General features: G+C 60.8%; 14 protein-coding genes and 1 pseudogene. 5 read left to right on the top strand and 10 right to left on the bottom strand.

What is annotated here, in order from left to right; genetic code table 11:
• Positions 1 to 225: 225 nt before the first annotated feature.
• Positions 226 to 2,922, top strand: a complete 2,697-nt coding sequence (locus tag BMW74_RS10975) for a sensor domain-containing phosphodiesterase (protein WP_093418635.1) — start codon at positions 226 to 228, stop codon at positions 2,920 to 2,922.
• A gap of 70 nt (positions 2,923 to 2,992) precedes the next feature.
• Positions 2,993 to 3,643, top strand: coding sequence for a peptide-methionine (S)-S-oxide reductase MsrA (msrA, locus tag BMW74_RS10970; RefSeq protein WP_093418630.1), 651 nt, complete (start codon positions 2,993 to 2,995; stop codon positions 3,641 to 3,643).
• Between the two features lie 184 nt (positions 3,644 to 3,827).
• Here msrA and BMW74_RS10965 read toward each other — a convergent pair whose 3' ends face one another.
• The 8 genes and pseudogenes from BMW74_RS10965 to putP all read right to left on the bottom strand — a co-directional run bounded on the left by BMW74_RS10965 (position 3,828) and on the right by putP (position 12,518).
• A complete protein-coding gene (locus BMW74_RS10965; RefSeq protein WP_093418625.1) occupies positions 3,828 to 4,664 on the bottom strand; it encodes a 23S rRNA (adenine(2030)-N(6))-methyltransferase RlmJ in 837 nt (278 codons plus the stop codon).
• A gap of 48 nt (positions 4,665 to 4,712) precedes the next feature.
• Complete coding sequence (locus BMW74_RS10960) at positions 4,713 to 5,465, bottom strand: DUF4123 domain-containing protein (protein ID WP_371911748.1); 753 nt, start codon at positions 5,463 to 5,465, stop codon at positions 4,713 to 4,715.
• A 46-nt stretch (positions 5,466 to 5,511) separates the two neighbouring features.
• A complete protein-coding gene (locus BMW74_RS10955; protein ID WP_139208395.1) occupies positions 5,512 to 5,904 on the bottom strand; it encodes a hypothetical protein in 393 nt (130 codons plus the stop codon).
• 74 nt (positions 5,905 to 5,978) lie between these two features.
• Entirely contained in the window at positions 5,979 to 6,365 is a 387-nt protein-coding gene (locus BMW74_RS10950) for a hypothetical protein (protein WP_093418616.1), read from the bottom strand.
• Between the two features lie 31 nt (positions 6,366 to 6,396).
• Positions 6,397 to 6,786 carry a hypothetical protein gene (locus BMW74_RS10945; RefSeq protein WP_093418611.1) on the bottom strand — a complete coding sequence of 130 codons (390 nt, stop codon included), beginning with the start codon at positions 6,784 to 6,786 and terminating at the stop codon, positions 6,397 to 6,399.
• Between the two features lie 589 nt (positions 6,787 to 7,375).
• Positions 7,376 to 7,603 (bottom strand): hypothetical protein, encoded by a 228-nt coding sequence (locus BMW74_RS24770; protein ID WP_139208394.1) that lies wholly within the window; start codon positions 7,601 to 7,603, stop codon positions 7,376 to 7,378.
• Between the two features lie 1,199 nt (positions 7,604 to 8,802).
• Positions 8,803 to 10,797: pseudogene (locus BMW74_RS10935) on the bottom strand (type VI secretion system tip protein VgrG); the annotation flags it as partial.
• Positions 10,798 to 11,033: 236 nt separating this feature from the next.
• Positions 11,034 to 12,518, bottom strand: coding sequence for a sodium/proline symporter PutP (gene putP, locus BMW74_RS10930; RefSeq protein WP_093418596.1), 1,485 nt, complete (start codon positions 12,516 to 12,518; stop codon positions 11,034 to 11,036).
• 460 nt (positions 12,519 to 12,978) lie between these two features.
• On the opposite strand from putP, the gene putA reads away from it, so the two are divergent.
• Both putA and BMW74_RS10920 read left to right on the top strand, forming a co-directional pair.
• Positions 12,979 to 16,932: a trifunctional transcriptional regulator/proline dehydrogenase/L-glutamate gamma-semialdehyde dehydrogenase gene (gene putA, locus BMW74_RS10925; RefSeq protein WP_093418591.1), complete on the top strand. Its 3,954-nt coding sequence runs from the start codon at positions 12,979 to 12,981 to the stop codon at positions 16,930 to 16,932.
• A 240-nt stretch (positions 16,933 to 17,172) separates the two neighbouring features.
• Entirely contained in the window at positions 17,173 to 18,975 is a 1,803-nt protein-coding gene (locus tag BMW74_RS10920; protein WP_093418586.1) for an acyl-CoA dehydrogenase, read from the top strand.
• Positions 18,976 to 19,231: 256 nt separating this feature from the next.
• Here BMW74_RS10920 and BMW74_RS10915 read toward each other — a convergent pair whose 3' ends face one another.
• Positions 19,232 to 19,534: a cell division protein ZapA gene (locus tag BMW74_RS10915; RefSeq protein ID WP_093418581.1), complete on the bottom strand. Its 303-nt coding sequence runs from the start codon at positions 19,532 to 19,534 to the stop codon at positions 19,232 to 19,234.
• Positions 19,531 to 19,761, bottom strand: coding sequence for a hypothetical protein (locus BMW74_RS10910; protein WP_093418576.1), 231 nt, complete (start codon positions 19,759 to 19,761; stop codon positions 19,531 to 19,533). Before BMW74_RS10910 ends, BMW74_RS10915 begins: the two co-directional genes overlap by 4 nt.
• Before the next feature lie 445 nt (positions 19,762 to 20,206).
• Between BMW74_RS10910 and BMW74_RS10905 the strand changes: the two genes are divergently transcribed.
• Positions 20,207 to 21,949, top strand: a complete 1,743-nt coding sequence (locus tag BMW74_RS10905) for a potassium/proton antiporter (protein ID WP_093418573.1) — start codon at positions 20,207 to 20,209, stop codon at positions 21,947 to 21,949.
• Positions 21,950 to 21,968 lie beyond the last annotated feature (19 nt).

Below are 21,968 nucleotides of genomic sequence, written 5' to 3'. Positions count from 1 at the left end.
GGGCCTATCGCGTTCGCGAGCAGGCTCGCTCCCACAAGGGGCTGATCCACGGACACTGGAGCGACCGTGCCCCTTCAGAAATCGCGCCGCCTGCCGACACATTCTTATAGCACTTGGCCTTCATCCTCACTTGTCAGTGGGTCCGCCATGATGCAACCTTGCCGCAGGCAACAGTACAGAGGCGCGAGCCCGGCGCGTTCCGCATTTTCGAAGCGAGTTTCCTCCATGAAAAGCCATCCCGATGCCGCCAGCCGAATGGCGGCCGAGGTAGTGACGCAGTTGCCTGTGCCTTCGCGGCTCGGCATGCTGCGTTTCGAACGGCTGAATGAAGCAAGCTGGGCCCTGTTGTTTCTTGATCCCAACTGCGAACGCCAATTCGGCTTGCCCGCCGTCGAACTCTGCGCCCTGATCGGCTCGCCCTACGCCAGCCTGATGGAGCCCGAGGCCCGCTATCAGCTGCACGACGCGATCCAGCAGCAGTTGACTCAACACCCCAATTACCTGATCCGCTACACCCTGCACACCGCCAACGGCGCGTTGAACCTGCTGGAGCTGGGCGAAGCCTACAAGCAACACAACCGTCACCTGCTGCGCGGCTACCTGTTGGTGGTCGATGAGCTGTTCGCAGGCGATGATCCGCTGTCGCAGGCCCTCGACCTGGAAACCCAGAACTCGCGCCTGCAAATCGCCCTCGAACTGAACCAGCACGCCCAGCAGGAACAACTGCTGCACCTGGAGCGCGTGCGCGCCCAGCAGGCGCTGATTCTGTTGCTTACCCGCCAGCGCTACAGCACCGGCAACTCATTGCGCGAAGCCGCCGAGCTGATCACCCGCAGCGCCTGCGATATCTACGAGATCGACAGCGCCAGCCTGTGGAACCTTGAAGACCGGCAACTGGTGCCGATTTCCGCGTATCACCGCGCCTCCGGGGAACACCGCATGCCGGACGTCATCGACGCCAGCGGCTTCCCCGACTACCTCGAAGCGCTGCACACCAGCCGCGCGATCGATGCCCACAACGCGATGCGCGACCCACGCACCCGGGAAATGGCCGAGAGCCTGCGCCCCCGGGACATCAACGCTCTGCTGGATGCCAGCATCCGCGTCGACGGCCAGGTGGTGGGCGTCTTGTGCCTGGAACAGACCGGCACCACCCGGGCCTGGCAGTCAGATGAAATCGCCTTCGCCGGCGAGTTGGCCGACCAGTTCGCACAGGTCATCAACAACCACAACCGGCGCGCCGCCACCAGCGCCCTGCACCTGTTCCAGCGGGCCGTGGAACAAAGTGCCAACGCGTTCCTGCTGGTCAACTGCGACGGCGTGGTCGAGTACGTCAACCCCAGCTTCACCGCGATCACCCAGTACAGCACCGAAGAAGTCCACGGCCATCGCCTGTCGGAACTGCCGGCCCTGGAAAACCTCAGCGAGTTGCTGTTCGACGCGCCGTCCAGCCTGGCCAAGAGCAACAGTTGGCAGGGCGAGTTCAAGAGCCGACGCAAGAACCTGGAACCCTACTGGGGCCAACTGTCGATCTCCAAGGTGTATGGCGACAACCGTGAGCTGACCCATTACATCGGCATCTACGAAGACATCACCCAGACCAAACTCGCCCAGCAACGCATCGAGCGCCTGGCCTACACCGACAACTTGACCAACCTGGGCAACCGTCCCGCGTTCATCCGCAACCTCGACGAACGTTTCGCCCGCGACAGCGACAGCCCGATCTGCCTGTTGCTGGTGGACATCGACAACTTCAAGCGCATCAACGACAGCCTCGGCCACCAGACCGGCGACAAACTGCTGATCAGCCTCGCCCGGCGCCTGCGCAATAGCCTGAGCCCGGGCGGCAGCCTGGCGCGCTTTGCCAGCAACGAGTTCGCGGTGCTGCTGGACGACACGACCCTCAAGGCCGGCCAGCAGGTCGCCAGCCAGTTGCTGATGACCCTCGACAAACCGATGTTCGTCGACAACCAGTTGATCAGTGTCACCGGCTCGGTGGGCGTGGCCTGTGCGCCGGTGCACGGGCGCGACCCGCAGACCCTGATGCGCAACGCCGGCCTGGCGCTGCACAAGGCCAAGGCCAACGGCAAGCACCAGGTCCAGGTGTTCACCGAGGCCCTGAATGCCGAGGCCAGCTACAAGCTGTTCGTGGAGAACAACCTGCGGCGCGCCCTGACCCAGAACGAGCTGGACGTGTTCTACCAGCCCAAGCTGTGCCTGCGCACCGGCCGCCTGCTGGGGATGGAAGCGCTGCTGCGCTGGAACCACCCGGAAAAGGGCATGATCCGCCCCGACCAGTTCATCAGCGTGGCCGAAGAGACGGGCCTGATCATCCCGATCGGCAAGTGGATTGCCCGCCAGGCCTGCCGCAAGAGCATCGAGCTGCGCGCGGCGGGGCTGGGCAACTTGCAGGTGGCGATCAACCTGTCGCCCAAGCAGTTCTCCGACCCGGACCTGGTGTCCTCGATTGCCAGCATCCTCAAGGAAGAGCAACTGCCCGCGCACCTGCTGGAACTGGAGCTGACCGAAGGCTTGCTGCTGGAAGCCACCGAAGACACGCACTTGCAACTCGACCAGCTCAAGCGCCTGGGCCTGACCCTGGCCATGGATGACTTCGGCACCGGCTACTCGTCCTTGAGCTACCTGAAGAAGTTCCCGATCGACATCATCAAGATCGATCGCAGCTTCATCCACGAGATCCCGGACAACCAGGACGACATGGAAATCACCTCGGCGGTGATTGCCATGGCGCACAACCTCAAGCTCAAGGTGGTGGCCGAAGGCATCGAGACCGCCGAGCAACTGGCGTTCCTGCGCCGCCATCGCTGCGACGTTGGCCAGGGCTACCTGTTCGACCGGCCGATTCCCGGCGAGGAGCTGATCGACAAGCTCAAACGCTACCCGCGCGGTTCAATCGACTGACAGCGCTGTAACACTCGGGCACACTGGCGGTCTGATTTTTTACATCCCCTACCTGACTGGAGGACTGATCATGGTCTTGCGCTCGGAAATCCTGGTGAACAAAAACGTGCTGCCTACCCAAGAACAAGCCCTGCCTGGTCGCGAAACCCCGATGACCGTGCCGGAGAAACACTTCGTCAACAAAGACCAATACATGCTCGGCCCCTTCATCGGCAACGTCGAGTTCGCGATGTTTGGCCTGGGCTGCTTCTGGGGCGCGGAACGCAAGTTCTGGCAGCGCCAGGGCGTGGTCAGCACGGCCGTGGGCTATGCCGGTGGCTTCACGCCAAACCCGACGTATGAAGAAGTCTGCTCCGGCCTGACCGGCCACACCGAAGTGGTCTTGGTGGTGTATGACCAGGACGAGATCAGCTACAAGGAGCTGCTGGCGATGTTCTGGGAACTGCACAACCCGACCCAGGGCATGCGCCAGGGCAACGACATCGGCACCCAGTACCGCTCAGTGATCTACGCGGTCAAGCCGGAGCAACTGGAAGAAGCCCAAGCCAGCGAAGCGCTGTTCCAGGCGGAGCTGACCAAGGCGGGCCTGGGCACCATCACCACCGAGATCGAACAAGCTCCGACTTTCTACTACGCCGAGGCCTATCACCAGCAATACCTGGCGAAGAACCCACAAGGCTACTGCGGGATCGGCGGCACCGGCGTGACCTGCCCGATCTAAGCCCCGACATCGTCCCCACCGGGGATTGAGGTCCGACGCGGGCTTTGTGTTCGCTGAAGACCAACCTGTGGGAGCGGGCTTGCTCGCGAATGCGCAATGTCAGACAGCATATGCAGTGACTGATACTCCGCATTCGCGAGCAAGCCCGCTCCCACATTGGCGCTGTGCTTGTTTTGAAATCTATTTACTCGGCAATCAACCAATCCATCTGCCAGCCACCCTGGGTTTGGCCGAGCTTCTGTGCCAGCCACGGCAGCAGTTCACGCAACTCTTCCTCCAGCCCCCACGGCGGATTGGCAATCGCCAGGCCCGAGCCATTCAGGCTGGCGGGCGTATCCAGCGGATGCACCAACAACTCCACGCGCAGCAACTTCGGCGCGCCGGTCCCGGCCAGGTCCTGATAGAAACGACGCAGCAGGCGCTGATCCTTCACCGGGTACCAGATCGCGGCCACGGTCTGGCGCATCCGGCCAATCGCCTCCTTGAGCGACGCGGCACAACGCTGCATCTCGTCGAGCTTCTCGAACGGCGGATCGATCAGCATCAAGGCGCGCTTTTCCGGCACCGGCAACAGTGCGCGCGGCACATGCCAGCCCTCGCCCAGGTGGACCTTGACCCGACGGTCGCCCTTCATGTTGTCCTTGAGCAGCAGGCCATCATCGGGGTGCTTCTCGTTGAGCAACACCCGGTCCTGCGGGCGGGTCAGGCGCCGCGCCAACTCGGGCGAGCCCGGGTAGTAGCGCAACTGGCCATCCGGGTTCATCTCATGCAGCACCTGCATGTAGTCGGCCGCCAGCACCGGCAGGTCCGGCTCGCCCCACAAACGCGCAATGCCTTCCAGGTACTCACCGGTCCGGTTGGCCTGATCGCCCTGCAAGTCATACAGGCCGATGCCGGCGTGGGTATCGAGGTAGGCGAACGGCTGCTCCTTGCGCGACATCAGGGCGATGAGGCGGGTCAAGGTCAGGTGTTTGAACACGTCGGCATGATTGCCGGCGTGGAAGGCGTGACGATAATTCATGGCTGCTCCTGCGAAGGAGGCGAAGTTTACCCTGTACCGCGCTCAACGTCAGGGGTTACACCCCGAGCGGTCGCACTCCTGGCCCAGGTAATCGGCCAGCGCCTGCTTTGTGTCGCCCGATGCAGCGCCTCCCGCCACAAACCGCGCCACCTTGCGCCGCAGCACGACCTCGGGAAACGCCTCGAACAGGTCCGGGCGATCCTCACTGAGCCAGGTGATCAAATTATTGATGTGGGTGGTGGGGTCCTGCGCGCCCAAACGCGCCAGCAGCGACGGCGGCACCTGCCACCATGGCGACGGCCGCGTGGTGTGCGTCGCGCGACCACCGATGCCCTGCGCCTGCCCATTGATCAGGCAACGCCCCACCAGGGGCAGCAATTCAGCAGCATCGACCTCATCAGACGCCAGGATCGGCAGCACATAACGCCCGTCCCAGAAGCGAAAAAACACCTCATCCCCCGTCGGCAACAGCACCTTGGTCAGGCTTCGAAACTGCTCGACCAACGCCTCCTGTGTGGCCGTCGCCACAAACAACCACCCCCAGTCCCGCGCCTCGGTGCTGGCCACCCAATCAAGAAAGCCACTGCCCGCGTCGACCCGCACGACATAGGGCATCGCCTCGGCCCATTGCGCATACGGCGTATCACCCCAAATGGGACTCGGCGCCTGCGTACCATGGGACAACTGCCAGGCCTTCAGGGGCTTGGCAGCGCTGGCGCTGCTGAACAGGGTGAAGAGTTGCTCCCCGTCAGAGAGGGGGTGATGGCGTAGCCAGTTATCAGGCGTTTCAATAGGCATCATAAGTACTCACTCAGGATTTAATATTGGTATTGTTGAAGGTGTTCTACTACTTAAGCCATCCCATGTATTTATCAACAATATAAAATACAGCCAGCACAAATGCCCCCGCATATGACACACCATTTAAAAATCTTATAAACCGAAGAAGCCCACGGGGGAAATTTCGATAATCCTCCTCACTCAGCTCGCCCCCTCTAATTGAGCGCCCTGGAAAAGTCAAGTAAGCCCCTACACTAATCAACATAAAATAAACACCATATATGCCCATCTTCATAAATGGCTTCCGTATTTCTATGCCCGGGGAGTTACGAAGCGCGGTCAATATTACGTCCATCTTAAATAGCGCGAGATAAATCAGCCCAAAGATAAAAATAAAGCCAAGCAAGAAAAACAATCCGCCTGCGATGAGCACAAAGGCAACTTCATTTGGGTCTCTCACTGGTAAATCACCTCGTAAATAATTCCACCCCCCTCCTACGCCCAAGCTCCCACCAACAAACCCTCCTCCAGAAACTAATACCAACCCATGTACACACTAACAACATAAAAAACAAACAATGACAAACACCCTAAAAACGCCAACGCATAAATGAATCTTATTTGCTTCATTAATTTGCTAGGAAAATTTAAGTAGTCCTCCTTAGCGAGCGTTCCAGTCTTTATGGCTTGCGTAGAAAAGATCAAAAAATAAGCAACACTAATCAACAAAAAATGAACACCTAGAAAACCACCATTCAACAAATGCTTTCTGAACTCTACACCAGAAGAATTGCGCAAAGCGTTCATGATCCGATCCATCTGAAAATAAGCAAGATAGATTTGCCCGAGCACGAAGCTAAAACCAAATAAAAAGAATGCGCCTCCCACAACAGAGACAAATAATAACTCATCTTTATTCATCAGCTATACGGCCCCTCATAGAAGCGCACCACTACTTAACCCACCCCATCCACTTGCCAAACCCGACCACTACAAACAACATCCCTCCAACAACAAGACATAGCCAATAGGTCACTTTGATTTGTCGCTTCAGATCTGCCGGAAAATTTTTATAGTCGCGGCTATCAAGCCCCCCGGACTTCAAAGCCCGAGAATGGAAAGCGAGCACACTTGCGACACTGATAATAATAAACATTCGAGAGACGGGATCACTGCCCATGCATGATTTACGCAGACGCAAAAACTCGCTATTACTCAACCCTTCAAGTATTTCAGACATTCTAAAATAGGAAAAAAACAAAAAAACGATTGTTATGATTAACATTAATAAAAAAAGCCCTCCCAAGCACACAGCAAACACAACTTCAGCATCACTTCGCATTACGCCCCCTCATCGACAGGTTAGTTGAGACACTCCTCATCAGCGCCCACATAATCACTGCCCGCTCCAGATTTCCGACCCAACCTCGGCATCCCGCGCCGCCCCAACCCAGGCTGACCTTCCGCACAACATCAGCAGCGCTTCTTTGCGGGTGTATCACCTTGCTCAATCCAACCTAAATAACGCCCTACAACAATATAAAAAAAGAAATAACTCCGAGCACCAACATCAAACAAGTCGGAATTCTTATCAGCCTCTTCAACCCCTCCGAAAACAACGTGTAATCCCTATAATCAATCCATCCGCGCTTCAACGATTGATGCTGAAAAACCAGCATAGAACCAACGAAAATTATAAATAAGTACCTACTCACTGGGCCATACCCAAGATGCCATTCTTTAACTGCGACAGCAGGCGATCCACTAAAACCTCTAAAAATATCTTCGGCACGAAAATAAGCTATATATAAAAGAACAAACATCACTATCAGAATCAACAGTGCGCCACACCATAAAAATATCGTTTCAGATTCGCCTCTCACCTCACCGCCTCATATTGAGGCTTGCAGTACCTAGACCTATGACCACGCTCACTTCATCCACCCCATATATTTCATAACACTAAAATACACAACCGCCAAAAAAACACCCACATAGGCGACACCATTTAAAATCTTTATAAACCGAAGAAGCCCTCGGGGAAAACTTCGATAATCCTCTTCACTCAGATCACCAATCTGAATTGATCTCCGTGAAAAACCCAAGTAAACCACCACAGCAATCATCATAAAGTAAACACCATACACGCCCGTCTTCATAAATGGCCTCCTCACTTCTATCCCCCGAGAGTTACGAAGCGACTTAAGTATTGTCTCCATTTTAAATAGCGCGAGATAAATCAATCCAAATATAAAAATAAAACCAAGCAAAAATATCAAACCGCCCACGACGAGCACAAAGATAACCTCATATGGGTCTCTCATTGATAAATCGTCTCATAAACAATCTCACCTAGTTTGTCCCCTAGTGCCGCTCCAGCCTCCCCACCAACATAAGTTCCAGCCCCAACTAAAACCAATGCGCAGACAGCACCCCCGACACCAGCAGTACCGACACCTATCCCCACACAAACCCCTAGACCAGCCCACCCACCGAGTGAACCTAGTGTCGCCCCACCACCAAACTTCCCCACCTCCGTAAACTTCACCTTCCGACAAGCCTCTTCCGTGCCCACCCGGCAAGTTTCCTTGACCTTCAACCCCGACCCTGCGGCTCCCATCCCGATTCCCACCCAGCCTCCAAGCTTGATCACCTTGCTCGCCTTGCTCACCCCATCGATATGGGTGGCGTAGCCCGGCATCCCGCCCGCCGTGCCGGCCTTTTTCCAGTGATGCACCAGGCTTTTGGTGGAGATGCCCAGTGCGTGCTTGAGCTTCTGGTGCTCGGGAATGCCCACGCCTTTGCGCACCAACGGTCCCAGGCTGCTATCCAGTTGTTTCAGCAGCGCTGCACGCTGCTTGAGAAAGTCATCACCCTTGAGCGCTCCGTGGGTGTTGAAGGTGTGTATGTGCAGGTCTTCTATTTGCTTGAGGGTGGTGCTCAGCTTCGACAGGTGCTCGCCGAACATCGCGGCCCCGATGCCAATGGAGGTTGAGCCCTGCATCAGAAACGACTCAATCTCGTCGTGATGGCGGGCCATGAACTCCGCCTCGGCGTCCGTCAACGGCTCCAGTGCGGCGTCGACCTTTAGCGCGGCTTCCATCAGCAGGGCTTCTTCGCGGGTGCATTGGGTGTTGCGCGGGTCGCTGAGGACCAGCAATTGGCCGGGTTTGGCGTAGTTGCCCAGGTGTGGATTGAGTTGGCGGAACTTCGCCAGCACCTCGGGGCTGGCCTGTTCAAACAGCAGCGACTCCATCGCCGCCCGGGGCATGGCGTGGCTGACGAGGTGGAAGCCCGGCTCGATGTCTGTGCTCGCCGACGTCTTGGCCGTTCCGGTCGGTGTGGTCGGACTCGGCGTTGCACACAGGCCGTCCTTGCAGCGCTCGCACTCTTCACAGAACGGCGCGGCGCTTTGCAGGTTGAGCAACTGCGCCGGGCCGAGGGTGGCCGGTTCCGAGGTCGCCATGGCCTCGGGCAGACCGGGCATCGCGGGCGCGGCCCGGCGCAGTGGCATCGCCGAGCCACCCACCTGGATCGGCGTGCTGCTGAAGATCCCCGCGGCGCTGATGCTGATCCAGTTCCCGCCCGCCTGGATCGTCGCGTGGGTGCCGCCGTCGATCACCACCTGCTGCCCGGCACTCAGTTGAATCCGTTGGCTGGCATGGGACGACTGGCTGCGGACCCGGATGTGCCGGTCACCGCTGACCTGCAGGTGATCGTCCTGGCGCAACTCGGTACGGCGATGGCCGTGGGTGAGGCGGTGTTCCTCGTCCTTGAGTTCATGCTGGTCCAACCCTGTGACCAGCACACTGCGCTGATGGTCGACCTGCACGTGCAGGTCGTTGCGCACGTGCTGGGTCCAGTTGCGCTCGGCCCGCAGGTAGATTTCCTCGGCGCCCTTGCGGTCTTCGATCCGGACTTCGTTGTAGCCACCGCCGCCGGGGCTGCTCTGGCTACGAAAGATACTGCGGGTCTGGCTCGCTGGCAGGTCGAGCGGCGTCCGGTTCTCGCCATTGGGCAGGCAGCCCATGATCAGTGGCTTGTCGGGGTCGCCATCGACAAAGCCGACCAGCACTTCCATGCCGACCCGTGGGATCAGCACCGTGCCGTAGCCGTCATGGGCCCAGCCACTGGCGACCCGCAGCCAGCAACTGGACGCTTCGTCGGGCTTGGCCTGGCGGTCCCAGACGAATTGCACCCGGACCCGCCCATACGGATCGCAATCGATTTCGCTGCCCGGGCGCCCCTTGACCACCGCGTGCTGGTAGCCCACCGCCCGGGGCCGATGTTCGAACAAGGGCGGGCGGAACGGTATGTCGAACGGCGTGGCCAGGAACGTATTGCGATAGCCCTGGAAGCCCTCGCTGTCGGCGGTCTCTTCCAGCACTTGCGGCTGGCGTCCGTGATGCTCGACGGTGGTGATCAGCCACGGGGCGTTCCATGCCTGGCGTGGATGCTCGGCCAATGACAGCACGTACCCGGCGGCCAGCGCGGGTTGATCGCTGGCACCTTCGGCCTGGCAGAAGTCGGCACCGTGACGCTCCAGGGCCAACTGCGCCAGGCTCCAGCCACGGTCACGGTCGGTGAACTGGCCGGGGTAGTGGAAGTCTTCCAGGCGCGGCTGACGCTCACCCTCTACTGCGCTGTGCAGCATGATCCCGGGCTTCTCAAAGTCGTAGTCGCGCAGGGCAACCGCGCTGGTCCGGGTTTCCAGGCGCACCTGCAAGCGCTTGATGGTGGGCTCCGGGGCCAAGGTGCTGTCTGGCAGGTACAGCGTGGGTTGCGCCAGGCGGGGGAACACCGCCTGATCATCACCGAACACCAGCAAGTGGCCATCTGCGCGGTGCTGGAAGTGGTAGTGAATGCCGATCTCGGCGCACAACCGCTGGATGAACGCCAGGTCGCTCTCGGCGTATTGCACGCAGTACTCGCGCACCGGGTACTTACGAGCGAGGCGCAATGCAAAGGCATCACCGAGGATGCCGTGGCGCTTCAACACCTGCTCGATGATCTGCGGGACGCTCAAGCCCTGGAAAATACGCTGGTCGATTTGCCCTGACAGGTACGCCAGCCGGGGCACCAGGCTGAGGTGATAGTGGGTCTGGCGATGGCCGCTGTCGCCCTGGGCCACGCGATACACCTGGCCATGGACACCCGCGCCGGCGTCGCCAAAGCCCAGGAACGCCTGGCGATGCAGGAGCGCATCGAGGTCCAGGTCCGGGCGATCGCTGACCAGTTCCAGGTCGAAACGGTACGGCTGGCTGATCGTTTCCCTGCCCGTGAAGCCAAGCACCTTGAGTTGATCCTGGGCGCCTTCGAGGGTCAACGTGAAACGCGATTGATTGGCGGGCATGAAGGGTCGGCGCCTCTACGGAAGGGGAGGCGGCGATTCTGCATGAGGGGTCTGGGCCGTTGACCGGAGGGCAGCAAATTCAGATTTGCCCTTCTGCTTTAGAGACCTTTCCTTCAAAAACTGAAGCCTGAGACTACATACAACCCTCAATACCTGGCCAAAAAAAACGGCCCGCAACCAAAAGGCTGCGGGCCGTTCTTTGTATCAGCGAGGGATCAGCCCATGGGCTGCGAGCCTCACTTGTTCAGGTGAAAATCCTTCTCGGCCGCCGCAAAGCGCTGCAGCATGCCCGCCGTTGGCGTGCCTTGCTTGCTCACCAGGTAAATCGCCAGGCTGGCAAAGATGAAGCCTGGGATGATTTCGTACAGGCCAAACAGGGCAAAGTGCTTCCAGACGATCACGGTCACAGCACCGACCACGATACCGGCCAGGGCGCCATTACGGGTCATGCCTCTCCACAGTACCGAGATCAGGACCACCGGACCAAAGGCAGCACCGAAGCCGGCCCAGGCGTAGCTAACCAGGCCCAGCACGCGGTTTTCCGGGTTGGCCGCCATGGCGATGGCAATCAGCGCAACGGCCAGCACCATGGCGCGACCGACCCATACCAGCTCAAGCTGGGAGGCGTTCTTACGCAGGAAAGCCTTGTAGAAGTCTTCGGTCAGGGCGCTGGAGCACACCAACAGTTGGCAGCTCAGGGTGCTCATCACTGCGGCCAGGATGGCCGACAGCAGGACACCGGCAATCCACGGATTGAACAGCAGCTTGGCCAGTTCGATGAACACACGTTCGTGGTTCTCGGTCACGGGAGCGGCGAGTTCCGGGTGCGTCGAGAAGTAAGCGATACCGAAGAAGCCCACGGCAACCGTACCGGCCAGGCACAGGATCATCCAGGTCATGGAGATACGTCGCGCCTTGGCAATCGACTTCACCGAGTCGGCGGCCATGAAGCGCGCCAGGATGTGCGGCTGGCCGAAGTAGCCCAGGCCCCAGCCCATCAGCGAGATGATGCCGATGAAGCTCGTGCCCTTGAGCATGTTGAAGTTGTCAGGGTTCTGCGCTTTGATCGCCAGGAACGTGGTATCGACGCCGCCAGTGGCCAGCAGCACGATGATCGGCGTCAGCAACAGGGCGAAGATCATCAGCGTGGCTTGCACGGTGTCCGTCCAGCTCACTGCCAGGAAACCACCGATGAAGGTGTAGGCAATGGTCGCCGCAGCACCGGCCCACAGCGCCGTCTCGTAGGACATGCCGAAGGTGCTTTCGAACAAACGAGCACCGGCCACGATGCCGGAGGCGCAGTAGATGGTGAAGAACACCAGGATCACGACGGCCGAGATGATGCGCAGCAGGCCGCTCTTGTCTTCAAAGCGGCTGGAGAAGTAGTCCGGCAGCGTCAGTGCATCGCCGTTGTGCTCGGTCTGCACCCGCAGGCGCCCGGCAACGAACAGCCAGTTCAGGTAGGCACCGATGATCAGGCCAATGGCAATCCAGCTTTCCGACAGGCCCGACATGTAGATCGCGCCCGGCAAGCCCATCAACAACCAGCCACTCATATCGGAGGCGCCAGCGGAAAGCGCGGTCACGACGCTGCCCAGGCTACGGCCACCGAGAATGTAGTCGGAAAGGTTGTTGGTGGAGCGATAAGCCATCAGGCCGATCAGCACCATTGCTGCGATGTAGATCACGAACGTGATCAGGGTTGGGTTACTAGCAGTCATTCAATTTCGCCCTGGCTTTGTTTTTATGTCGCTGCGGTCTGTAGACCCGTCGCCAAACGATGTCGTTTGAAGGACGTTCGGGAGATCCGCGCATTTATGACTGATGTTTCCCCAGGAAAGCCATCAGCCGATGCACCGCCTTGTGAGCGGTTGCACTTTGTGGCGCGGATGCTATTCAACAAAGCAAACAAGGTGCAACCAATTTTCTTCGAATAAGTTGCACCTAGTCGGAAATATTTCTCAATGACGCCTTTTTGCTGCTTTTCGGCGCAAAAACCCATGGCGCCCCACCTGAAACACGCCAAGAAGACGTGACAAGGAGATAGAAGAGTTTATTTCCTGACGAGCTGCGGATTTTTCCGACAAAAAGGGGTTGCACCCGGTTGCACCTCATTCAGTGCACGGCTAATCTTGCCGCCAGCTGATGCCACGCAATCGTGGCAAACATGAGGATAAAAACATGGCTACCACCACCCTTGGGGTCAAACTCGACGACCCAACCCGCGAACGCCTGAAAGCCGCCGCGACCTCGATTGATCGCACGCCGCACTGGCTGATCAAGCAGGCGATCTTCAATTACCTGGAGAAACTCGAGGGTGGTGCAACCCTGACTGAACTGAGCGGCGCAGCCCGCCCGGACACTGATGACAGCGCCGAGGCCCCCGCCGACCACGCGCACCAGTGCTTCCTGGAGTTCGCCGAAAGCATCCTGCCGCAATCGGTCCTGCGCGCCTCGATCACCGCCGCCTACCGTCGTCCGGAACCCGAAGTGGTACCGATGCTGATGGAGCAGGCGCGACTGCCGGCCGCGATGGCCGAAGCCACCAACAAGCTCGCCGCCTCGATTGCCGAGAAGCTGCGCAATCAGAAGAGTGCCGGTGGTCGTGCAGGCATCGTGCAAGGCCTGTTGCAGGAGTTTTCCCTGTCGTCCCAGGAAGGCGTCGCCCTGATGTGCCTGGCCGAGGCGCTGCTGCGCATCCCCGACAAGGGCACCCGCGATGCACTGATCCGCGACAAAATCAGCACCGGCAACTGGCAGCCGCACCTGGGCAACAGCCCATCGCTGTTCGTCAACGCCGCCACCTGGGGCCTGCTGCTGACCGGCAAACTGGTCGCCACCCACAACGAAGCCGGCCTGACCTCGTCCCTGGGCCGCATTATCGGCAAGAGCGGCGAGCCGATGATCCGCAAGGGCGTCGACATGGCCATGCGCCTGATGGGCGAGCAGTTCGTCACCGGCGAAACCATCGCCGAAGCCCTGGCCAACGCCAGCAAGTTCGAATCCAAGGGCTTCCGCTATTCCTACGACATGCTCGGTGAAGCCGCACTGACCGAACATGACGCACAGAAGTACCTCGCGTCCTACGAGCAAGCCATCCATTCCATCGGCAAGGCTTCCCACGGCCGTGGCATTTATGAAGGCCCGGGCATCTCGATCAAGCTCTCCGCCCTGCACCCACGCTACAGCCGCGCCCAGTACGAGCGCGTGATGGACGAGCTGTACCCGCGCCTGCTGTCGCTGACCCTGCTGGCCAAGCAATACGACATCGGCCTGAACATCGACGCCGAGGAAGCCGACCGCCTGGAGCTGTCGCTGGACCTGCTGGAGCGCCTGTGCTTCGAGCCGCAACTGACCGGCTGGAACGGCATCGGTTTCGTGATCCAGGCCTACCAGAAGCGTTGCCCGTATGTGATCGACTACGTGATCGACCTGGCACGCCGCAGCCGTCATCGCCTGATGATCCGCCTGGTGAAGGGCGCGTACTGGGACAGCGAAATCAAGCGCGCCCAGGTCGACGGCCTGGAAGGCTACCCGGTCTACACCCGCAAGGTGTACACCGACGTTTCCTACATCGCCTGCGCACGCAAGCTGCTGTCGGTGCCGGAAGTCATCTACCCGCAGTTCGCCACCCACAACGCCCACACCCTGTCGGCCATCTACCACATCGCCGGACAGAACTATTACCCGGGCCAGTACGAGTTCCAGTGCCTGCACGGCATGGGTGAACCGCTGTACGAACAGGTTGTGGGCAAGGTTTCCGAAGGCAAGCTGAACCGTCCGTGCCGCGTGTACGCTCCGGTTGGCACCCACGAAACCCTGCTGGCGTACCTGGTGCGTCGCTTGCTGGAAAACGGCGCGAACACCTCGTTCGTCAACCAGATCGCCGACCAGTCCATCTCGATCCAGGCGCTGGTGGCCGATCCAGTGGCCAGCATCGAGCAGATGGCCACGCTGGAAGGCGGCTTCGGCTTGCCACACCCGCGCATCCCGCTGCCGCGTGACTTGTATGGCAGCGAACGCGCCAACTCGGCCGGCATCGACCTGGCCAACGAACACCGCCTGGCGTCGCTGTCCTGCGCCCTGCTGGCCACGGCCCACAACCACTGGAAAGCCGCGCCAATGCTCGGCTGCCCATCGAGCAGCGAAACCCCGGCACCGGTGCTGAACCCGGCGGATCTGCGCGACGTGGTCGGTCATGTACAAGAAGCCACCGTCGAAGACGTCGACAACGCGATCCAGTGCGCCCTCAACGCCGCACCGATCTGGCAGGCCACCCCGCCCGCCGAGCGTGCCGCGATCCTGGAACGTGCCGCTGACCTGATGGAAGCCGAGATCCAGCCGCTGATGGGCCTGCTGGCCCGTGAAGCCGGCAAGACCTTCGCCAACGCCATCGCCGAAGTGCGCGAGGCGGTGGATTTCCTGCGCTACTACGCGGTGCAGGCCCGCAACGATTTCAGCAACGACGCCCACCGCCCACTGGGTCCGGTGGTGTGCATCAGCCCGTGGAACTTCCCGCTGGCCATTTTCAGCGGCCAAGTCGCCGCCGCCCTGGCCGCCGGCAACCCGGTCCTGGCCAAGCCCGCCGAACAGACCCCGCTGGTCGCAGCCCAGGCTGTGCGCCTGCTGCTCGAAGCCGGTATCCCTGAAGGCGTGCTGCAACTGCTGCCGGGCCGTGGCGAAACCGTCGGCGCTGGCCTGGTGGGCGATGAACGCGTCAAGGGCGTGATGTTCACCGGCTCCACCGAAGTGGCGCGCCTGCTGCAACGCAACATCGCCGGGCGTCTGGATGCCCAGGGCCGACCGATTCCGCTGATCGCCGAAACCGGCGGGCAGAACGCGATGATCGTCGACTCCTCGGCCTTGACCGAACAAGTGGTGATCGACGTCGTCTCGTCGGCCTTCGACAGCGCCGGCCAGCGTTGCTCGGCCCTGCGCGTCCTGTGCCTGCAGGAAGATTCGGCAGACCGTGTGATCGAAATGCTCAAGGGCGCCATGGCTGAATGCCGCCTCGGCAACCCAGAGCGCCTGTCCGTGGACATTGGCCCGGTGATCGACGCCGAAGCCAAGGCCGGCATCGACAAGCACATCCAGGGCATGCGCGACAAAGGTCGCAACGTGTACCAGGTGGCTATCGCCGATGTCGAAGAGGTCAAGCGCGGCACGTTCGTCATGCCAACCCTGATCGAACTGGAGAGCTTCGACGAGCTGCAACGGGAGATCTTCGGCCCGGTGCTGCACGTGGTGCGCTACAACCGCAAGGACATCGATCAACTGATCGAGCAGATCAACGCTTCCGGCTACGGCCTGACTCTGGGCGTGCACACGCGCATCGACGAGACCATCGCCAAGGTGGTCGACAACGTCAATGCCGGTAACGTCTACGTCAACCGCAACATCGTGGGCGCCGTGGTCGGTGTGCAGCCGTTCGGTGGCGAAGGCCTGTCGGGCACGGGCCCCAAAGCCGGTGGTCCGCTGTACCTGTACCGCCTGCTGTCGACGCGCCCGAGCGATGCCATCGAGCAATCCTTCGCCCGTGGCGATGCCGACAACGCACCGGACGTCCGTCTGCGCGATGCCATGCGCCAGCCACTCAATGCCCTGCAAGCCTGGGCTGACAGCCAGCAACTGAGCGACCTCAGCGCCCTGTGCGTGAAGTTCGCGGCACAATCGCAAAGCGGCATCACCCGCACCCTGGCCGGCCCGACCGGCGAGCGCAACAGCTATGCGATCCTGCCCCGTGAACACGTGCTGTGCCTGGCGGACATCGAAGGCGACCTGCTGACCCAACTGGCGGCGGTCCTGGCCGTCGGTGGTTCGGCGGTGATGCCGGAGAGCGAGTTGAGCAAGGCGCTGCTGGCCCGTCTGCCAAAAGAAGTGCAAGCGCGCATCAAGCGGGTGGCCGACTGGACGAAGGATGAGGTGGTGATCGACGCTGTGTTGCATCACGGTCACTCCGACCAGTTGCGTGCGGTCTGCCAGCAAGTCGCGACCCGTGCCGGCGCTATCGTCGGGGTTCACGGCCTGTCCCAGGGCGAAACCAACATCGCCCTGGAACGCCTGGTGATCGAACGCGCGTTGAGCGTCAACACCGCTGCGGCGGGTGGTAATGCCAGCTTGATGACCATCGGCTAAACCCTGGCCGGGAGCCTGCAATGGGCTCCCGGCTTGCACACAATCTGTGGGAGCGGGCTTGCTCGCGAATGCAATCTGTCAGTCGAGGCTCATGCTGACTGGTACACCGCTTTCGCGAACAAGCCCGCTCCCACAGTTGATTAGCGCTGCCAGCACACCACCATCACGCCCATCAATCTTACTGTTCACCCCACCCTCCCCAGCTCTAGACTCGGCCCATTCCCAACAAGGTAGGCCGCCATGTCCGAGACGCTGCTCAGTTCCCGCAATCTGGCTTTCGAGCTGTATGAAGTCCTCGATGCCGAGGGCCTGACCCAGCGCGCGCGATTCGCCGAGCACAACCGCGAAACGTTTGACGCCGCCATTGGCACCGCACGCAGCATCGCCGAGAAGTTCTTCGCCCCGCACAACCGCAAGGGTGACGAGCACGAGCCGCGCTACGAAGAGGGCCAGGCGATCCTGATCCCGGAAGTCAAACCGGCAGTGGATGCGTTCCTCGACGCCGGCTTTCTCAATGCCGCGCGCAGCTTCGAAGCCGGTGGCATGCAGCTTCCAACCTTGCTGTCGCAAGCCTGCTTCGCGCACTTCCAGGCGGCCAACGCGGCGACCACGGCGTACCCGTTCCTGACCATGGGCGCGGCCAACCTGATCGAAAACTTCGGCAGCGATGAGCACAAGCGCCTGTTCCTGCAACCGATGATCGACGGCCGCTTCTTTGGCACCATGGCCTTGACCGAACCCCACGCGGGCTCGTCGCTGTCAGACATCCGCACCCGCGCCGAACCGGCCGCCGACGGCAGCTATCGCCTCAAGGGCAACAAGATCTTCATCTCCGGTGGCGATCACCCGCTGGCGGAGAACATCGTGCACATGGTGCTGGCCAAGCTGCCGGACGCACCGGCCGGGGTGAAGGGTATTTCGCTGTTTATCGTGCCCAAGTTCCTGGTCAACGATGATGGCAGCCTGGGCCCGCGTAACGACGTGCTGCTGGCCGGGTTATTCCACAAGATGGGCTGGCGCGGCACCACGTCAACGGCGCTGAACTTCGGCGATAACGGGGCGTGTGTCGGCTACCTGGTGGGCAAGCCGCACCAGGGCTTGAGCTGCATGTTCCAGATGATGAACGAGGCGCGGATTGGCGTCGGCATGGGCGCGGTGATGCTCGGCTACGCGGGTTACCTGTACTCGCTGCAGTACGCGCGCGAGCGCCCGCAGGGTCGCCTGCCGGACAACAAGGAGCCCAACACCGCGCCGGTGGCGATCATCCAGCACGCTGACGTCAAGCGCATGCTGCTGACCCAGAAAGCCTACGTCGAAGGCGCGTTTGACCTGGGTTTGTATGCGGCGCGGCTGTTCGATGACACCACCACCCTGGACACCCCAGCCGAACGCCAGCAGGCCCATGAGTTGCTGGACTTGCTGACCCCCATCGTCAAATCCTGGCCCTCGGAGTTCTGCCTGAAAGCCAACGAACTGGCGATCCAGATCCTCGGCGGCCACGGCTACACCCGCGAGTACCCGGTGGAGCAGTACTACCGCGACAACCGCTTGAACCCGATCCACGAAGGCACCCACGGCATTCAGTCGCTGGACCTGCTGGGGCGCAAGCTGGCGCAGAACGGCGGTGCCGGGCTCAAGCAGTTGATCCGCCTGATTGCCACGACCGGCGCACGGGCCCAGGCCTTTGATTCATTGACGCCGCTGCGCGAACCACTGGAGACGCTGGTGGCGCGCCTGCAAGCGGTGACCATTGGCCTGCTGACGGACCTGGCCCAGGGCAAGGTCAGCCAGAGCCTCGCCAATTCGGCCCTGTACCTGAAGGCATTCGGGCACACGGTGATCGGCTGGCGCTGGCTGGAGCAGGCGATTCGCGCTGAGGAAGGGTTGGCCAAGGGCAATGCGGCGGATGTCGACTTCTATAAGGGCAAGCTGCAAGCCGCGCGCTACTTCCTGACCTGGGAAGTACCGGCGTGCCACCACGAACTGGCGATTCTTGAGGCGCGGGATGATGTGTGTTTGACGATGCGGGATGAGTGGTTCTGATCACACAGTCGCAGCGTTGCTGAATACCTTTCGCCGGCAAGCCGGCGAAGGCATCGCTCAACTTGAACCCGCCAACCACCATCAGGATGCTGACCAGCAGGGCGGTGCCCATACTCAGGATCACGTGTCATTGCATACTGCGTCGCCAGAACTGCATGGAGCACCCCAAAAGAGTAAGAGGCCGAAACACAGCAACAGCCGTGCCGATTGTATGCAAAACAATCGACAATTTACTCTTTGGTTGTATTCAGTTGACTCAGAGCGGCTTGATGGTCTTGGCGATCACTTCAACCGTGGCGCTGACTTGCTCTTGGTAACGGTCGAGTTCGCGCTGGTGGCGCTTTTGCATGTCCAACTGCTGCGAACACAAGTTCATGGCGGCCAGCACCAGCAGCTTGTCGCCGATCAGCGTCGGGTATTTCTTCTTGGTGTCGGCCAAGACCGCTTTCAACATCAACGCGGCGTCCAGCAGGGTCTGCTCTTCCCCGGCCGGCGCCTTGATCGAGTAGTCCTCACCCATGATGGAGACGACTTTCACTCCGTCGGCACCTTGTCTCATGCGCTCACAGGACCGGCGCTCACACGCTCAACCAGGGCTTGAATGCGGGCGGCGGCGGCGCCCTGCTTTTCTTCCTGTTCCATCAGGCTCAGTTGCAGGCTTTCGTTTTCGTCCTTGGCCAGTGCCAGTTCGGCGCTCAGGCTGGCGTTAGTGCCGAGCAGTTCCTGGTTCTGTTGCACCAGGTCACTGACCAGTTGTTCCAATTGGCTTAGGGATGCTTCCAACATTTTGATTTTCCGGGCATTTTCAAAGGGCGCGTACGATAAAGAAAAGTCACCACAGGCGCCAGGGTTATTACGGCGTAAAGCCTTGATTTACCTGGCGGCGACCTTGCTTGCGAGTGTTAAAGACTGTGAATGCGCCATCTGGTTCCAGGCAGTTCGTCAGTCACTGGATAACGACCTGCACCTATAGAGGTAAACGACACGAGGGTGTGTCGATACAGCCTGTAACCATGAAGGGGCGGACGTGCTCGCGAAATCGCTGTGTCCGTCAACGTATCGGGCGACTGATCGACTGCATTCGCGAGCACGCCCGCGCCCACTTAAGGCCTGCGTTGCAGCGCCCACAGCTTTTTTGACAGCATCACAATTCAACAGGTTAGAATCGCCGGCACGCGGGCTGCATGCTCAGTTCGCGCCCGCTTTTTTTCAGCTTCCCGGAGTACGGCCTTTGAATGCAACGACCATCAACAGCCTGTTCTTGATCGGCGCGTTGCTGGTAGGTGCGAGCATTCTGGTGAGCTCACTGTCGTCCCGCCTGGGCATCCCGATCCTGGTGATCATCCTGGCCGTGGGCATGGCTGCCGGCGTCGATGGCGGCGGCATCATTTTCGATAATTACCCCACGGCCTATCTGGTCGGCAACCTGGCCCTGGCCGTGATCCTGCTCGACGGCGGCTTGCGCACGCGGGTCTCAAGCTTTCGCGTGGCGCTCTGGCCGGCGCTGTCCCTGGCCACGGTCGGGGTGCTGATCACCACCGGGCTGACCGGCATGGCAGCCGCCTGGCTGTTCAACCTGAACCTGATGCAGGGCCTGCTGATTGGCGCCATTGTCGGCTCGACCGACGCGGCCGCGGTGTTTTCGCTGCTGGGCGGCAAGGGCCTGAACGAACGGGTCACCGCCAGCCTGGAGATCGAATCGGGCAGCAACGACCCGATGGCGGTGTTTCTCACCGTGACCCTGATCGACATGCTTGCCAGCGGCCAGACCGGCCTGCACTGGAGCCTGCTCGGGCACTTGGTGCGCGAATTTGGCATCGGCGGCCTGATCGGCCTGGGCGGTGGCTGGCTGATGCTGCAGATGGTCAATCGGATCAACCTGGCCACCGGCCTGTACCCGATCCTGGTGATCGCCGGCGGCCTGCTGGTGTTCGCCCTGACCAACGCCCTGCACGGCAGCGGCTTCCTGGCGGTGTACTTGTGCGGCCTGGTAATCGGCAACCGCCCGGTGCGCAGCCGCCACGGCATCCTGCATATGCTCGACGGCATGGCCTGGCTGGCGCAGATTGGCATGTTCCTGGTGCTGGGCCTCCTGGTCACGCCCCATGACTTGCTGCCCATCGCGCTGCCGGCACTGGGCCTGGCGCTGTGGATGATCCTGTTCGCCCGCCCGCTGTCGGTGATCGTCGCCCTGCTGCCGTTCAAGGCGTTTCATGGGCGGGAAAAGGCGTTCATTTCCTGGGTGGGCTTGCGCGGTGCGGTACCGATCATCCTGGCGGTGTTCCCGCTGATGGCCGGGCTGCCGAACGCCCAACTGTTCTTCAACCTGGCGTTCTTCATCGTGCTGGTGTCGCTGCTGGTGCAGGGCACGAGCCTGCCGTGGGTTGCCAGGCTGTTGAAGGTGACCGTCCCGCCGGAGCCCGCCCCCATCTCCCGCGCGGCCCTGGAAGTGCACGCCACCAGTGAATGGGAGCTGTTCGTCTACCGCCTGGGTGCGGAAAAGTGGTGCATCGGCGCGGCCCTTCGTGAGCTGAAAATGCCCGAGGGCACTCGCATCGCGGCCCTGTTTCGCGGTCAGCAACTGCTCCATCCGTCGGGCAGTACGGTGCTGGAGGTCGATGATTTGCTCTGCGTCATTGGCCATGAACACAACCTGCCGGCGCTGGGCAAGCTCTTCAGCCAGGCACCGCAACGCGGCCTGGACCTGCGCTTCTTCGGCGACTTCGTGCTCGAAGGCGACGCCCAGTTGGGCGCGGTTTCGGCGCTGTATGGGCTGCAGCTCGAAGGGGTCGACCCGGACATGCCACTCGGGCGTTTCATTACCCAGAAGGTCGGCGGTGCGCCAATCGTGGGCGACCAGGTGGAATGGAACAACACCATTTGGACCGTGGCGGTGATGGACGGGAACAAGATCGCCAAAGTGGGCGTCAGATTCCCCGAAGGAAGTCGCCCGGGTCCCGGGTTGTTCCTCTAAACTGTTTTTTTCGCTACGT

Source organism: Pseudomonas sp. ok272, assembly GCF_900109995.1.
Taxonomy (GTDB): domain Bacteria; phylum Pseudomonadota; class Gammaproteobacteria; order Pseudomonadales; family Pseudomonadaceae; genus Aquipseudomonas.
The sequence above is the reverse complement of the archived record's forward strand: the minus strand, read 5'-3'. Positions and strand labels throughout refer to the sequence as shown.

Coding starts and splice junctions, on each gene's coding strand:
- BMW74_RS10975 (WP_093418635.1), top strand. CDS start 226: ATGAAAAGCCATCCCGATGCCGCCAGCCGAATGGCGGCCGAGGTAGTG.
- msrA (WP_093418630.1), top strand. CDS start 2,993: ATGGTCTTGCGCTCGGAAATCCTGGTGAACAAAAACGTGCTGCCTACC.
- BMW74_RS10965 (WP_093418625.1), bottom strand. CDS start 4,664: ATGAATTATCGTCACGCCTTCCACGCCGGCAATCATGCCGACGTGTTC.
- BMW74_RS10960 (WP_371911748.1), bottom strand. CDS start 5,465: ATGATGCCTATTGAAACGCCTGATAACTGGCTACGCCATCACCCCCTC.
- BMW74_RS10950 (WP_093418616.1), bottom strand. CDS start 6,365: ATGAATAAAGATGAGTTATTATTTGTCTCTGTTGTGGGAGGCGCATTC.
- BMW74_RS10945 (WP_093418611.1), bottom strand. CDS start 6,786: ATGCGAAGTGATGCTGAAGTTGTGTTTGCTGTGTGCTTGGGAGGGCTT.
- BMW74_RS24770 (WP_139208394.1), bottom strand. CDS start 7,603: ATGAAGACGGGCGTGTATGGTGTTTACTTTATGATGATTGCTGTGGTG.
- putP (WP_093418596.1), bottom strand. CDS start 12,518: ATGACTGCTAGTAACCCAACCCTGATCACGTTCGTGATCTACATCGCA.
- putA (WP_093418591.1), top strand. CDS start 12,979: ATGGCTACCACCACCCTTGGGGTCAAACTCGACGACCCAACCCGCGAA.
- BMW74_RS10920 (WP_093418586.1), top strand. CDS start 17,173: ATGTCCGAGACGCTGCTCAGTTCCCGCAATCTGGCTTTCGAGCTGTAT.
- BMW74_RS10915 (WP_093418581.1), bottom strand. CDS start 19,534: ATGAGACAAGGTGCCGACGGAGTGAAAGTCGTCTCCATCATGGGTGAG.
- BMW74_RS10910 (WP_093418576.1), bottom strand. CDS start 19,761: ATGTTGGAAGCATCCCTAAGCCAATTGGAACAACTGGTCAGTGACCTG.